Origin of the sequence: Pelistega europaea (assembly GCF_013133775.1) — a bacterium.
Classification (GTDB): domain Bacteria; phylum Pseudomonadota; class Gammaproteobacteria; order Burkholderiales; family Burkholderiaceae_B; genus Taylorella; species Taylorella europaea.
Window position 1 is genome coordinate 203,653 of record NZ_JABGBO010000003.1, and the last position, 14,800, is coordinate 218,452.

At 41.8% G+C, this 14,800-nt stretch carries 13 protein-coding genes; 3 read left to right on the plus strand and 10 right to left on the minus strand.

What is annotated here, in order from left to right:
- Positions 1-168: 168 nt before the first annotated feature.
- The gene (tyrS, locus tag HKX40_RS03880) at positions 169-1,395 is read right to left on the minus strand and encodes a tyrosine--tRNA ligase (RefSeq protein ID WP_171588247.1); all 1,227 of its coding nucleotides are present in this window, start codon (positions 1,393-1,395) and stop codon (positions 169-171) included.
- 304 nt (positions 1,396-1,699) lie between these two features.
- Between tyrS and HKX40_RS03885 the strand changes: the two genes are divergently transcribed.
- Positions 1,700-2,872 (plus strand): anhydro-N-acetylmuramic acid kinase, encoded by a 1,173-nt coding sequence (locus tag HKX40_RS03885; protein ID WP_171588248.1) that lies wholly within the window; start codon positions 1,700-1,702, stop codon positions 2,870-2,872.
- Positions 2,873-2,878: 6 nt separating this feature from the next.
- Here the strand turns inward: HKX40_RS03885 and HKX40_RS03890 are convergent, their stop codons facing one another.
- The 8 genes from HKX40_RS03890 to pmbA all read right to left on the minus strand — a co-directional run bounded on the left by HKX40_RS03890 (position 2,879) and on the right by pmbA (position 12,489).
- Entirely contained in the window at positions 2,879-5,548 is a 2,670-nt protein-coding gene (locus HKX40_RS03890; RefSeq protein WP_171588249.1) for an SEL1-like repeat protein, read from the minus strand.
- 18 nt (positions 5,549-5,566) lie between these two features.
- The gene (gene erpA / locus HKX40_RS03895; RefSeq protein ID WP_171588250.1) at positions 5,567-5,929 is read right to left on the minus strand and encodes an iron-sulfur cluster insertion protein ErpA; all 363 of its coding nucleotides are present in this window, start codon (positions 5,927-5,929) and stop codon (positions 5,567-5,569) included.
- 320 nt (positions 5,930-6,249) lie between these two features.
- Positions 6,250-7,296 carry an N-acetyl-gamma-glutamyl-phosphate reductase gene (argC, locus tag HKX40_RS03900; protein ID WP_171588251.1) on the minus strand — a complete coding sequence of 349 codons (1,047 nt, stop codon included), beginning with the start codon at positions 7,294-7,296 and terminating at the stop codon, positions 6,250-6,252.
- Positions 7,297-7,323: 27 nt separating this feature from the next.
- On the minus strand, positions 7,324-8,439 hold the full coding sequence (gene fic, locus HKX40_RS03905) for a protein adenylyltransferase Fic (protein ID WP_171588252.1): 1,116 nt from the start codon (positions 8,437-8,439) through the stop codon (positions 7,324-7,326).
- A 434-nt stretch (positions 8,440-8,873) separates the two neighbouring features.
- The gene (gene rpsI, locus HKX40_RS03910) at positions 8,874-9,266 is read right to left on the minus strand and encodes a 30S ribosomal protein S9 (RefSeq protein ID WP_171588253.1); all 393 of its coding nucleotides are present in this window, start codon (positions 9,264-9,266) and stop codon (positions 8,874-8,876) included.
- Positions 9,267-9,275: 9 nt separating this feature from the next.
- The gene (gene rplM / locus HKX40_RS03915; protein ID WP_171588254.1) at positions 9,276-9,704 is read right to left on the minus strand and encodes a 50S ribosomal protein L13; all 429 of its coding nucleotides are present in this window, start codon (positions 9,702-9,704) and stop codon (positions 9,276-9,278) included.
- Between the two features lie 327 nt (positions 9,705-10,031).
- Entirely contained in the window at positions 10,032-11,132 is a 1,101-nt protein-coding gene (locus HKX40_RS03920) for a TRAP transporter substrate-binding protein (RefSeq protein ID WP_171588255.1), read from the minus strand.
- A 28-nt stretch (positions 11,133-11,160) separates the two neighbouring features.
- Positions 11,161-12,489, minus strand: coding sequence for a metalloprotease PmbA (gene pmbA / locus HKX40_RS03925; RefSeq protein WP_171588256.1), 1,329 nt, complete (start codon positions 12,487-12,489; stop codon positions 11,161-11,163).
- A gap of 287 nt (positions 12,490-12,776) precedes the next feature.
- Here pmbA and yjgA point away from each other — a divergent pair, with 287 nt between their 5' ends.
- Both yjgA and HKX40_RS03935 read left to right on the plus strand, forming a co-directional pair.
- Complete coding sequence (yjgA, locus tag HKX40_RS03930) at positions 12,777-13,328, plus strand: ribosome biogenesis factor YjgA (RefSeq protein ID WP_171588257.1); 552 nt, start codon at positions 12,777-12,779, stop codon at positions 13,326-13,328.
- 16 nt (positions 13,329-13,344) lie between these two features.
- Complete coding sequence (locus tag HKX40_RS03935) at positions 13,345-14,013, plus strand: alpha/beta hydrolase (protein ID WP_171588258.1); 669 nt, start codon at positions 13,345-13,347, stop codon at positions 14,011-14,013.
- Between the two features lie 88 nt (positions 14,014-14,101).
- On the opposite strand, the gene HKX40_RS03940 is transcribed toward HKX40_RS03935, so the two are convergent.
- On the minus strand, positions 14,102-14,800 hold the full coding sequence (locus HKX40_RS03940; RefSeq protein WP_171588259.1) for a DsbC family protein: 699 nt from the start codon (positions 14,798-14,800) through the stop codon (positions 14,102-14,104).

Sequence of the window (14,800 nt, forward strand, 5' to 3'; positions counted from 1 at the left end):
AAAACAATGAGCTACACCAGTCCAAACTAACATTCTCGGAGCAGTGTGTTCATCAACGTTATCAATTCACTCTTCAATTTGTGTATATACTCAACACATTAAAAGTGGTTCATACAGACAGTAACCCTCTACATGCCCAAGGCATATTGATGGTTTATACCCATTCTGCTACGCTGTCACTGTCACACGAGCAAAGCGTCGTTTACCAACCTGTACCACATAAGTACCTGCCTCTAAACGCACGCCTTTGTCTTCAATTTTCTGCCCATCTACTTTCACCCCTCCTTGTTGGATGTTGCGAGTTGCCTCTGAGCCTGAACTGACCAAACCAGAATCACGCAACACCGCCACAATACCCAAAGGAGCTCCTGACAAAGTCACTTCTGGCATATCATCAGGAATCTGACCGTCACGGAATCGCGCCTCAAAATCAGCTAGTGCCTTATCTGCAGCGGCGGCATCATGAAAACGCGTAATAATTTCTTGAGCAAGTGCAACCTTAATATTACGCGGATTTTCACCCTGTTCAGTAGCTTTTTTCAAAACAGCTATTTCATCTAATGTCTTCGCTGATAATAGCTCATAGTAATTCCACATAAGATCATCAGAAATCGACATAATCTTACCGAACATACTATCGGGGGCTTCGGTAATACCAACATAGTTGTTTTTAGATTTAGACATCTTTTCTACGCCGTCTAAACCGACCAACAATGGCATAGTAAGTACAGATTGCTGCGGTTGACCATATTCTTTTTGAAGCTCACGACCTACCAATAAATTAAATTTTTGATCCGTCCCTCCCAACTCTAAATCTGCCTTTAATGCGACTGAGTCATATCCTTGGAGCAATGGGTACAAGAACTCATGCACGGAAATAGGAATACCGCCTTTAAAGCGTTTGGTGAAATCATCACGTTCCATGATACGAGCCACGGTATAACGTGACGCAAGTTGAATCAAACCGCGAGCCCCCAACTCATCACACCAAGCCGAGTTATAACGAATTTCAGTACGCGCTGGATCTAGAATCTTAGCTGCTTGCTCATAATATGTCTGTGCATTTTGTTCAATCTGCTCGCGTGATAATGGTGGACGAGTAGAGTTGCGGCCACTGGGATCACCAATCGCTGCTGTAAAGTCACCAATCAAGAAAATCACTTGATGACCCATATCTTGGAGCTGACGCATTTTCATCAATACCACAGTATGACCTAGGTGAATATCAGGTGCTGTAGGATCCATACCTAACTTGATGCGTAAAGGTACCCCTGTGTCATAGCTTTTCTGTAATTTTTGTGCAAACTCACTTTCTACAAGCAATTCATCGACACCACGCAATACGGTTTTCATATCACGTTCTACTTCAGCACTGATTTTGATTTCTTCTGACATTTCCTATTCTCTAAAAAATAACAATAACCTTAATAAAATAAAGGGGGTATTTAACCTTATGAGTGAGCAACTCTATTCTCACTCTATCCATTATTTGTTGCCTCTCACAAAAACCTAAGTGGCAACACTATCACACCTTCTCTAAAACCAACCATTCGATCTGTATATAACCGTCTATGCTTGCCTATTTTGTAGCACACACATAAAAGACCTTTCGATTTCAAAAAGATACTTACGAGCTTTAAGATATGTGACATTTCTCGTCTACAATACCACATTATAACCATTTCAAGGAAATTATCAGATGAATTTGACATCAAACCAACAGTACTTTATTGGTCTTATGTCAGGCACAAGCACTGACGGTGTAGATGGTGCTTTAATTCTGTTTGAACAAGAATTAACTCCTCGCATCATCAGTTTTGAAAGCATCGCTATGCCTGCTGAGCTGAGGGAAACCTTTCTCCAACTAAACCATGCAGGAGATAATGAAATTGAAAAGTCCTACCTAGCTGCCAATCATCTTGCTGATTTGTATGCACAATGTTGTTTGCAACTACTGCACAGTGCAGATCTAAAAGCCAATCAGATTACCGCTATTGGTGCCCATGGGCAAACGGTAAGACATCGTCCTGATTTGGGATTCACCGTACAACTTAATGCTCCTGCACGTCTAGCAGAACTAACAGGCATTGATGTTATTGCCGACTTTCGTAGCCGTGACATCGCCGCTGGCGGACAGGGTGCGCCATTTGCTCCTCTACTTCATCAAGCACTTTTTGCAGATCCTCAGAAAACGCGTGTAGTCCTTAATCTCGGCGGTATTGCAAACATTACTTTATTACGCCCTAATGCACCATTATTAGGCTTTGATACTGGACCTGCCAATGCTCTCATGGATGGATGGATTTCCCATCACCAAGGCTTATCTTTTGACAAAGACGGGGCATGGGGAGCAAGTGGTAAAGTAATCCCATCACTACTTAATCGTTTGTTAGATGAACCTTATTTTCAACAAGCGGCACCCAAGTCAACAGGCAGAGATTTATTTAATATGTCTTGGCTCAAAAAACATTTACAAGCCGAACAGCTATCGCATCTGCTCTCTTCACAAACCCAATCGACTGGCAAACCCACAAATGGCAAGGGAGTTTCTACGTCTGATGTGATGGCAACGCTCCGTGCATTAACCTCCCGCAGTGTCGCACAATCTATCCAACGCTACAGCTCTCATGTGGATGAGGTTATTGTCTGTGGAGGTGGTTCTAAAAATAAAGCTTTAATGGCAGAGTTAACTCAACTTATGCAATGTGATGTAAAACCCATTGAAGCATATGGGTTGGATAGTCAAGCTGTCGAAGCTTTAGCTTTTGCTTGGTTAGCGAAAGCCTGTGTAGAAAGAAAACCACTCGGTTTTCCTAGTGTTACGGGCTCTTCTCATCCAAGTATTGCTGGTGCCATCTATCCAAGCAAATAACGGTATTTAAGGAAAATCAATCAAGTCTTTCATCTGGCAGGCACGTCTATTCTCGAGTTCACACGCAGACTGATAAAGTTGAATAGCCTTACCTTTCTGTGAAGGGGAGCTTATATAAAGCTCCCCTGCCTGTTGCATAGCAGCCTCTGATTGAATCGCTTTACCTCGCATACCAACCAAATCACCAAATAATTTTTGTAGTGCTGGGCTTGCTTGGATGAAATCTTCGGCTTCATCAAATGCAGGAGGGTATAAGCTCAATAGAGGGGAAAGCAATAGCACCCATGCTTTCTCTTCATCTTGATGAACGCTCTCACCCCATTTATACATGGTTGCTAATACATAAGCAGAAGCTGGTACTCCTGCATTTGTTGCACGCGTTAACCAATCCCTTGCCTGTTGATAATTCTGCTCTACATTTTCACCTAGGTAATACCACATTCCCATCATGTGCATCGCACCACCATGCCCTTGTTTTGCTGCTCGGTCAAACCAATATTGAGCTTGCTGCATATCCTTAGGAAACCCCTTTCCAAGATAATAACTCAAGCCAAGTAGATAGGAGGCATCACTACTACGATAGTTTTTACTTAAAATAGGAATAATTTCTTTCATATCGGCCCATGCTTGCTGTTCAAAAGCCAATCGACTACGTATCCATCGTAAATTATCTTGAGCTAAAAAAGCATAATATACTCGCGACTGTATATACTCCGAATAAGCAAATGCTTGAAGCTCTTGGGTTCGTTTTGCTACTCTCGTACGCAAAAACTCCACGGTTTTTGCAGCACCCTCACTACCACTCTGTGCCTTGAGTAGCCAATCCATTGCTAAAGATGTATTTTGCTCGCCTCCTTCACCTGACAGATAAAGTAAACCAAGTAAATATTGTGCTTCACTATGATTTTGCTCGGCAGCCTTTGCAAACCACATTCTTCCTTGCTGTTTGTCCTGCTGACCGTCTACAGAAAAATACATCTTACCGAGCTGCACTTGTGCATCAGCAAAGTTTTGCTGTGCGGCTTTGGTAAACCACTCTAGGGCTAGTTTGTCATTTTTAGTTGCCCCCTCACCAAAGAAATACATCTCCCCCAATGCCATTTGAGCTGGGGCCAAACCCTTCTTCGCGGCCTTAGTCAGCCAATACTTTGCCTGTTCAAAATTAGGTTTCTTATCTTTATCATTTCGGTAGAACATACCCATCGCATATTCTGCCTTCGCCGAGTTATGCAGCAACGCTTTCTTGTACCATTGTTCTGCTAGCTTAATATTTTTTGTGACACCCAAACCGCCAAGATAAATATTCCCTAGATAAATCTGAGCAAGCATATCATTTTGTGCTGCAGCTTTCTCATACCATTTTTTAGCAACGGTGTAATCTTGTGGAACACCGTTACCAAAATAGTACATATTCGCCAATTGTCGTTGTGAAAAATCGATATTGTATTGCGTAGCAGCCTCTTCTAGAAAAGTGCGTGCTTTAGCATAATCAATCGCTGTCCCCCTACCCGCATAATAAATATCTCCTAACAGTGAAGAAGTACTCTGATACCCCAACTGATAGGCTCTTTCTAATAATATTCTAGCTTTAACAAAATCCTGCGGAACGCCCTTACCCTTGTAATAATGCTCTCCCAGCAAAGCCAGCGCTTCAGAATTATCATCTTGTGCGCCTTTCTCTAACCAATAAATAGCCTGTGCATCGTCCTGCTCTGTTCCTCCCAGACCAACAGAATAGAATTTACCCAAGCCTGCCTGTGCACCCGCATAGCCATTTGCTGCAGCTTTTTCAGTCCAGTACCTTGCTTTTGCATAATCCTGTTGAACCCCTTCTCCGGCATAATACAGCTCTGCCAACCAATACTGGGCTTCTGCATCCTCTTGTACTGCTGCTTTTTCAAACCACTCTTTTGCTTTTTTATAATCTTGTTGAACAGATTGACCAAAGTAATAAAGCTTACCCAATCCTCGTAACGCAGCTGGATTTCCCCCTGGCGCTGCCTTCTCGTAATACTCTCGTGCCTTGGCATAATCTCGAGGAACTCCTTGTCCACTATGGTACATCGTTCCTAAACTAACGAGTGCTTCATTAATCCCCTGCAACTCTGCTCGCTCAAACCAAGTTTTTGCTTGTCCATAATCTTGTGCTACACCTAAACCCTCCTGATAAAGCCCACCAAGATTCCATTGTGCAACGGCATGACCTAACAAAGCTGCCTTTTCAAACCAAAAAAACGCTTTTTGATGATCAACTTTACCTGTTTTCCCAAACAAATAAATTCGTCCAAGGGAAAACTGAGCCTGCGACTCATTTTGTTCTGCCGCCTTGGTATACCAAAAGATTGCTTTATCAATGTCTAGGGGAAGCCCATCACCAAACTCATACAAATCCCCCAAGCTGGTTTGGGCTTTGTCATGACCTTGTTGTGCCGCTTTTTCAAACCATATAGCCGCTTGTGTAGGATCTTTGGGCGTTCCTCTCCCTCTGTAGTACATATCTCCCAACATGTACTGTAGGTCTGGGTGTTGTGTTCTGGTCGCCTGTTCATACCCCCAGGCAAAATCAGAGGCGTTCGTTCTAGGATAAGGAGGGGGAGGAATATCAAGGGGTTGCGCAAAGGCAACAGAAAGGAGGAAGAAAGGGAGAAAGGATAAGGTTTTATACCAAACACTCATCTCTCTCCCATATAGAGACTAGACACTAAATGACGAACCGCACCCGCAGGTCGTCGAAGCATTAGGATTACGGATTACAAATTGAGAGCCTTCGATATCCTCTTTGTAATCAATCTCAGCTCCAACAAGATATTGGAAACTCATTGGATCAACTAAAAGTTGAACACCGTCTTTATCAATCACAGTATCTTCTTCATCAACACTCTCATCAAAGGTAAAACCATATTGGAAACCTGAACAACCACCACCTTGTACAAACACTCGCAATTTAAGATCTGGATTACCCTCATCAATTAACAAATCCTTAACCTTTGCTGCCGCAGCGTCGGTAAAAATAATAGTTGTCGGTGTTTGTAAATCAACAGACTCAATAACACTCATTGTTTACTCCTGATGATATTCATCATCAATCAATTTAATGCAATACCTAATATTAGCACAAAAGGGAATACACTCGATAATAACCCTGTCACTAGTCAAGTTAATCCGAGTGATACACCTTAAAAAACTCATGTGCGACAAAATAATGATGGATTTGCGACTTGCTTCACTTATCCACCTATCACTTCCCTATATGACGATAAATGCAAAGAAATCAATACCTCGTCTACTGCTTGTCACATGCATTTAGTCATCATATAGCACTGTTTTTCTAAGTATGTAAACCATTCAATATGGTGATTACTACAACTTACACTTACTTATGGCAATACGGCTACCTGTGTCAAACCAGTATTTTCAGGCAATCCAAATAATACGTTCATATTTTGAACAGCCTGACCTGCCGCACCTTTAACCAAGTTATCTTGAACGACGACGATGATGAGAGTATCGCCATTACCAGGACGATGTAATGCAATACGGAGTTGATTAGATGCACGTACACTACGCGTCTCTGGAAGACTTCCGGCAGGCATCACATCAATAAATTCTTCGTGTGCATATCGTTCTTCGTAAAATTTTTGAAAATCCGTTGCTAGTGCTTCTGGTTTAATCTTTACATAAATCGTCGATAGCATACCTCGAATCATAGGGACAAGGTGAGGAACAAACGTCAAACCAACCGCTTGTCCTGCTAATTTCGCGAGTTGCTCACTAATCTCAGGATGGTGACGGTGACCCGACACACCATAGGCTTTAAAATTATCAGATGCTTCAGAGAATAAAGTTCCCACCTCGGCTTTACGACCAGCACCCGATACGCCTGATTTACAGTCTGCAATAATATGGTCTAGCTCAATCAAACTCGCTTCTAATACAGGAGCCAAACCAAGGATAACAGTTGTAGGATAACACCCTGGATTACCAATAACCCGGCTATTCGCAATTTTTTGACGATTGAGCTCTACCAATCCATAGCAACTTTCTGCCAATATGTCAGGACAACTGTGTGGCATTTTGTACCATTTTTCAAAAACAGCCGTATCCTGTAGTCGAAAATCCGCTGCCAAATCAATAATCTTTACACCAGCAGCCAATAACTCTTTGGCTTGCGCCATCGCCACCCCATGAGGCGTTGCAAAAAACACGACATCACACTCTGTTAATGCCGCATTTTCTGGCGTAGAAAATGCTAAATCTACCTTACCGCGCAAATTAGGGAACATTTCCGCGACTTTCATCCCCTCTTCCTTGCGTGAGGTAATAGCGTGCAATTGCACCTGTGGATGCTGTGAGAGTAAACGCAACAGCTCCACACCTGTATAACCCGTACCACCAACAATGCCAACTTTAATTTTTTCGCTCATATCTTCTTTCCTTCAAACCTCATAATGCTACATTGTATACTCTCTGAAGAGATTATTATCTCCTCTTAATAACCCCATTAGGTTGGCGTGCAAAAATAATTTATCTCGCCCAATTGAAATCTCACTCAACACCCCTACTCGCACTAGTTCTTGTAGGTAGCGAGAAGCTGTTTGTCGCTTGGCAATATTCGCTTTTTCTAAATTGGTAATACGCGTATAAGGCTGCTCAATCAAAAGATCTACCAACTCATGACTATAGATATTAGGTAACACTCGCTTAACGTATTGACGAGTATGCGCTGCCAGCGCTTTGATCGCTTCAATTTTGGATACAGTCCAAATGGCTGTTTCCTCTATACCTTTTAGCATATACATTATCCAATCTTCCCACCGATTTTCTTGGGTCACTGCCAATAATAAGCGGTAATAATCAGCTTTGTGTTGAATCATATAACGGCTCAGATACAAAATGGGAAGTTTTAAAAGACCCGTATCTACTAAAAATAAGCTATTCAGTATCCGCCCCGTTCTTCCGTTACCATCTTCAAAAGGATGAATAGCTTCAAACTGATAATGAGCAATAGCCATTACAATCAGCGGATCTAGACCATGAGCTTCGCTATGGATAAATTGTTCCCAATTGCTCAACTTATCTCGAATCAATCTCTCTCCTACTGGCGGCGTATAAATCACTTTATCTCGCACGGCATCTCGTAGCTCCGTCCCTGTTGTACGACGGATGTCCATCACACGAGACTTAATCATGCCACAAACCTGCACCGCAATTTGCGTACATAGCGGTCTTTGCTCCAGTAACTCAACTCCCTTAAACAAAGCACTTCGATAATTCATCGCCTCTTTGGTCGCTGGATCTACTTTCTCATCACCCATCTGTAAATGCTGAAAAAGCTTATCATTAGTGGTCACTATATTTTCAATTTCTGAACTTGCCTGGGCCTCCATAATAGGCAGCGTATTAATCAGCATACTTTGATTAGGAATTAACTCTGCTGCTTGCTTAAGTTCGGCTAGTGCAGAGCGTGACTTGATACACTGTCGCAAAATCGCCTTGGTCTCAATCTCGTACGAAGGAGGCAATAAAGGTAAGTTGTTATAGGGTAAGTCGGCTTGCCATGGCTTCATATCTTTAAATTTTTATTAAAAATAAACATATCACGAGTATAAGTACTCCTTCTTATTTTTGTCAATAATATGTTTAAAAATTGCCAAAAAATAAACATATACTACCCTATATGTTTATGCCATCAACATATTCACCCTAATATATTTAAAAATAGCCAAAAAATAAACATATACTGCCCTATATGTTTATGCCATCAACAAACATATTCATCCTAATATGTTTAAAAATCGCTAAAAAATAAACATATACCACTCTGTACGTTTGAAATTTATTTAAACAGGATATGTTTCCAAATAGAAAGTACCATAAAAAATAAGCTCTAGTACCCTCACTGCTCTTAGGACTTTCATCCGTTAGAACGTGCTCATGCCGAGCACACACTAAAAAGCCCACCTCGAAAGAGATGGGCTCTGTATAAGACGCTGATAACAGATTAGCGTTTGCTGAACTGTTTGCGACGACGTGCTTTGCGTAAACCAACTTTTTTACGTTCAACTTCACGTGCATCACGAGTAACATAACCAGCTTTAGAAAGTGCTGATTTCAATGTCTCATCATAGTCAATCAATGCACGAGTGATACCGTGGCGAACTGCACCAGCTTGACCACTCTCACCGCCACCGTGAACGTTGATTTGGATATCAAAAGATTCCAACATATCAACAAGCTCTAGTGGTTGGCGAACAATCATACGACCTGTTTGACGAGCAAAGTACTCTTCAACAGTCTTACCGTTAACAACGATATTACCTGAACCTTTTTTCAAGAAAACACGTGCCACTGAAGTTTTGCGGCGACCTGTTCCATAATTCCAATTACCAATCATGATTCATCCTTAAATATCTAGCTGTTTAGGTTGTTGTGCTGAATGAGGATGCTCGCTACCTGCATAGACCTTAAGTTTTTTGATCATTGCATAGCCTAATGGGCCTTTTGGTAACATACCTTTAACAGCTTTCTCTAAAGCACGACCTGGGAAACGCTCTTGTAATTTACGGAAGTTAGTCTCGTAAATACCACCAGGATAGCCAGTGTGACGGAAGTATTTCTTGTCTTCAAACTTGCTACCAGTAACAACGAGGTCTTGAGCATTTACTACTACGATGTAATCGCCAGTGTCAACGTGAGGAGTATATTCAGGTTTGTGTTTACCACGCAAACGGCGTGCAACTTCGCTGGCTACACGACCAAGGACTTTACCTTTAGCGTCGATAACAAACCACTCACGTTTGACTTCATGGGGCTTAGCCACAAATGTCTTCATGTGTATAAATCCTAAAAAATAATTAATCGATTACCCCGACTACTTGTGAAAAGCGCAAAAGAAAGCCCCTTATAATTGACTTACTAGCACTAATCACATCGCTTCGCCATGCCGTTATACCTAGGCTATTGCATCAGGCAACTACCCAACATCGGCAGTACAAATTAGGGATAAGCCATAAATTCTAACATGCTTTTTGAAATTTTGCTATATAAAACAAGGATTTTTATTTTATCTTGGCAATAAAACATCATATTTAAAACAGAATCCCCACCAAGCAGTCGTGCTGATGGGGATTACAGCGAATAATTAGATTGCCTGATCTACTTATTTGCGATTTTTAGCAATACTTTGTGCTAAGAAACGAGTATAAGAACCCTCTACTACATTAAACCATGGGGTCAAATCGTCACGGAAGCCCATGTAGTCATCGTAGATTTTCTTGAACATCGGATCTTTGTCGCAGAATTCTTTGTACATGTCTTGAGCAGCTTTATAAGCAGCTTCCATCACATCGCGAGGGAATTCGTGCAGTTTAGCACCAGAAGCAATTAAACGACGAAGTGCTTGTGGGTTTTGAGAGTCATATACCGCAAGCATATCCATGGTAGCCATACGAGAAGCCCCCTCAATGATCGCTTGATAGTTGGCTGGAAGTGCCTCAAAGGCCGCTTTATTAGTGAATAAAGACACTTGTGGTCCTGCTTCCCAGAAACCTGGATAGTAGTAGTGCTGAGCCACTTTAAAGAAACCTAATTTCTCATCATCAAATGGGCCAACGAACTCTACTGCATCCAGCGTACCTTTTTCAAGAGATGGATATACGTCGCCACCCGCAAGCTGTTGAGGCACAACACCCAAGCGAGAAAGCAATTCACCATTCATACCAGAGGTACGCATTTTAAGGCCTTTAAAGTCTTCAATGGACTTAATCTCTTTACGGTACCAACCACCCATCTGAGCGGCGGTGTTACCAAGCATAAAGTTAACAATATTCACGCCCGCAAATAGCTCACGGAGCAACTTCATACCGTTACCTTCAATCATCCACGCAAACATCTGACGTGCAGTAAGGCCAAAAGGAACAGCCGTATCAAAGCAGAAAGCTGGACTCTTGCCGAAGTAATAATAACCGCAAGTATGACCTGCTTGTACAGTCCCATTAGATACTGCATCCATCACTTGAAGTGCTGGTACAATCTCTCCTGGAGGGAAATGATCAATCTGGAATTTACCACCAGACATCTCTTTAACATATTTAACGAATTTCTCGCCTGTACCAAATAGTGCTGGTAAACTGCGTGGGAAGCTAGATACCATGCGCCATTTAACATCAGGATTCTCTTGAGCAATCGCTGGTGCACCAATAACTGCGGTACCTGCAATGGCACCCATACCTGCTTTTTTCAAAAATGAACGACGTTGCATTTTATACTCTCCTTAAAATTTTTTACTCTTATACACCAGCTACTGACATTTGTTCAATTAGGATTGACCCCGATGTCTTAGACCCTCGTGTATACATATCACTACCTACAGCAACAATTTGCTGGAACATATCACGTAAGTTACCTGCAATAGTAATTTCTTGAACAGCATGCTGGATAACCCCGTTTTCGACCCAATAACCGAAAGCACCACGCGAATAGTCGCCTGTAACATAATTAATCCCCTGCCCCATCAATTCCGTGACAAGCAAACCAGTCCCCATCTTACGTAACATCTCCACAAAATCATCCTCTTGACGAGTAAGACTTGAGGAAAGGTTCATATTGTGCGACCCCCCCGCATTACCTGTGGTACGCATACCCAATTTACGTGCGGTATAGGTTGAGAGTAGGTAACCATTTAATATGCCATCTGTCAGCAACTCTCTTTTCTGTGTACGTACACCCTCTTCATCAAATGCAGAGCTACCCATTGCCCCCTTAATAAAAGGATCATCTGTGATATTCAAATGTGAGGCCATCACCCTCTTGCCAAGGCTATCACATAAAAAACTAGACCTACGATACAGTGCGCCACCACTAATCGCCTGTGCAAAAGCCCCAAGCAAACCTATCGCCAAAGGTGCATCAAATAACACGGGATACTTACCCGTAGGAATACGTTTGGCTCCAAGACGCGATAAAGCTCGTTGCGCAGCATATTCACCAATAGCCTCAGGCTTAGCTAGTTTTTCAGGATAACGATGTGATGAATACCAGTAATCACGTTGCATCTGCGCCCCTTTACCCGCAATCACCGCTACTGACATGCTGTGATTAGAATATGGATACCCCGCCATAAAGCCAAGCGAGTTCGCCAGCACAAAGCGCCCAGTACTGGTATTAACCTGTGCACCTTCAGAGTTGGTAATGGCCTTATCATAAGAAAGTGCTGCCTTTTCTACTTGTAAGGCTAAATCAATCGCCTCCTGTGAAGAAATACGCCATGCCTTATGGAGTTTTAAATCAGGGAATTCTGTAGCCAAATCCTCTTCATCTGGTAAACCGGCAAAAGGATCTTCTGCTGTGTACTGGGCAATATCCCATGCAGCTTTTACAGTGTCACATACGGCTTCAGGTGTCAACGAGGAAGTTGATGCTGATGCTCGCGACTTGCCTTTAAAAAGCGTCACCCCAAGAGAGCAGTCACTTGTCTGCTCAACTGTTTCTACATCAGACTTACGAACGGATATGGACAAGCCATTAGATTCAGAGACCTCAGCCAACGCTTGGCTTGCACCCAATTTTTTCGCTTCTTGTAGGGCTAGCTGTGCCAATTCTTCAAAGTTTAGCTTCATATTTACACGTCATGAACGAAAGTTAGTAAACACTTATTGTGCTGAAAGAGGTATGATAACGGATATTTAACATATAAGGTATTTTTATCAGAAACAAACAAAAACTCTTTGTGTTAAATATTCCTGTGCTTTATCGCCTATGCCACTATAACATGCACACAGCCGATAATATTGGTAATTACATCACACCTACAATTAACTGATATTTTTGCCATATAGCAAAGCCAAATACGTTTAATCATGTTACTATAAATATATTATAACTTTATGTTTTATAAAGGAAAATTATGTACACCCCGAACCAATATGATGATGAAGAAGATTTTTATGATGGTCCGAGTAAATCACAAATTAAACGTGAGATGCTAGCAATTACCGAGCTAGGCAGACAACTCACTGAATTACCTTTTGATAAGGTTAAACAACTGCCACTAGATGAAAAAATCCTTGATGCCATTAAAACTTGCCAAAAAATTAAAACACGTGGAGAGGGTAAGCGTCGTCAGGTACAGTATGTAGGCAAACTACTTCGTTCTGCGGATATTGAAGCTATTCGTCATCAGCTTGATGTCTGGGAAAACGGCTCTAAAGAGGCTACCGCACAGATGCATCAATTAGAAACTTTACGAGACCGTCTTATCCAAGACGATAAAGAACTCACTTTGTTACTTAATGAATACCCAGAGATAGAAGTGCAACAGTTGCGTGCTTTAATCCGTGCAGCCCGCAAAGAACAAATTAATAATGCCACCCTTCCCGAGGGGCAAGAACCACAGAAGAAAAATTATCGGGCATTATTTCAATTTTTAAAACCGTTTATTATGACAAACCAATATTAAATGAAGAGACTAGCCTATGACCCAGCCATTACAAGTTATTGAAATACAGACCCAACCTCAAGTGCAATACAGCATTATTTGGATGCATGGCTTAGGGGCGAGTGCTGATGACTTTGTTCCTATCGTACCAGAACTCAAACTCACAGCTGGAATTCGTTTTGTTTTCCCCAATGCCCCCATCCGTCCCATCACTATTAACAACGGCTATGCCATGCGAGGTTGGTATGACATCTTAAGTCTAAATCGTCTTGATCAAAAGCAAGACGAAGCAGGATTGCTGGAATCTAAAACGGCCATTGAAGCACTCATCACCAAAGAAAATGACCGAGGCATTCCGAGTCATCACATTTTTTTAGCAGGATTTTCTCAAGGGTGTGCAATGGCCTTATTAACTGGACTGCGCTACCCTGAAAAACTCGCTGGCATTATTGCTCTTTCTGGTTATTTACCATTACATCAACAAATATCAGAAAAAGCAACTGAGGCGAATAAAAACACTCCTATTTTTTGGGCTCATGGGGACTTTGACCCTATTGTGCCACTACAAATGGCTCAAATGAGTCATGCATTATTGACTACAATGGGCTATCCAATTGAATGGCATCAATACCCAATGGAACACCAGGTCTGCCTGGAAGAAGTCCAAGCCATTAGTGCTTTTATCCAAAAGCACACAATGGCCTAGATTAATAAGATGATGTCAGTGTAAGGCTCTGTTGGTGGAACTTTTGCCCCTCATCTAAACGAGGATTAAATACTCTAAATGGCATGTCCTATTTTTTAGACAGCAGTTCCTCAATAACCTTTTTATCTCCATAGCCATTCATACGCTCTCCATTTGCCATAAGTAAGACGGGAGTTCCTTGCAACTGAATTTTGCGAGCATATGACATCACCTCCCTAGTAGGTTCTGTGCCGCAAGACTGGGCTTCAGGTGGAGGCACTCCGTCTTTCATCCATGCTCTCCATGTCTCAGAAGGATTTGATGAACACCAAATATCAGTAGTTTTCTTGACAGAGTCCTTGCCCAAGATAGGCACTAGAAAGGTGTACACTGTTAGGTTATCCATCTGTGATACCTCTTTGTAAAGACGTTTACAATAACCGCAGTTGGGATCTTCAAAAGTCACCAATACACGCTCTCCATTGCCATAGACAGTTTTAATCGCCTTATTCAAGGGCAACTTAGAAAAATCTTTAGCCGCCAACTTCTTCATACTCTTCTCAGTAACATCCTCAAGAGTTTTAGTATCAATAAGGCTACCTGCAATCACAAAAGAACCATGCTCATCTGTATAAAGAATAGTATCTTCTGTAATAACTTCATATAAACCACCATAGTTGGTTTTCTCTATGTTTTCTACCTTGAGATGAAAAACATTTTCTAAATTTGACTTGATTTCATCAGTACTTGCCATCGCTTGAGTACAAAGCACTGCCAGCAACACCCCAAAAACTCTTTTTAATTTCAT

Coding starts and splice junctions, on each gene's coding strand:
- HKX40_RS03885 (WP_171588248.1), top strand. CDS start 1,700: ATGAATTTGACATCAAACCAACAGTACTTTATTGGTCTTATGTCAGGC.
- HKX40_RS03890 (WP_171588249.1), bottom strand. CDS start 5,548: ATGAGTGTTTGGTATAAAACCTTATCCTTTCTCCCTTTCTTCCTCCTT.
- rpsI (WP_171588253.1), bottom strand. CDS start 9,266: ATGATTGGTAATTGGAATTATGGAACAGGTCGCCGCAAAACTTCAGTG.
- tyrS (WP_171588247.1), bottom strand. CDS start 1,395: ATGTCAGAAGAAATCAAAATCAGTGCTGAAGTAGAACGTGATATGAAA.
- argC (WP_171588251.1), bottom strand. CDS start 7,296: ATGAGCGAAAAAATTAAAGTTGGCATTGTTGGTGGTACGGGTTATACA.
- HKX40_RS03920 (WP_171588255.1), bottom strand. CDS start 11,132: ATGCAACGTCGTTCATTTTTGAAAAAAGCAGGTATGGGTGCCATTGCA.
- fic (WP_171588252.1), bottom strand. CDS start 8,439: ATGAAGCCATGGCAAGCCGACTTACCCTATAACAACTTACCTTTATTG.
- erpA (WP_171588250.1), bottom strand. CDS start 5,929: ATGAGTGTTATTGAGTCTGTTGATTTACAAACACCGACAACTATTATT.
- yjgA (WP_171588257.1), top strand. CDS start 12,777: ATGTACACCCCGAACCAATATGATGATGAAGAAGATTTTTATGATGGT.
- rplM (WP_171588254.1), bottom strand. CDS start 9,704: ATGAAGACATTTGTGGCTAAGCCCCATGAAGTCAAACGTGAGTGGTTT.
- HKX40_RS03935 (WP_171588258.1), top strand. CDS start 13,345: ATGACCCAGCCATTACAAGTTATTGAAATACAGACCCAACCTCAAGTG.
- pmbA (WP_171588256.1), bottom strand. CDS start 12,489: ATGAAGCTAAACTTTGAAGAATTGGCACAGCTAGCCCTACAAGAAGCG.
- HKX40_RS03940 (WP_171588259.1), bottom strand. CDS start 14,800: ATGAAATTAAAAAGAGTTTTTGGGGTGTTGCTGGCAGTGCTTTGTACT.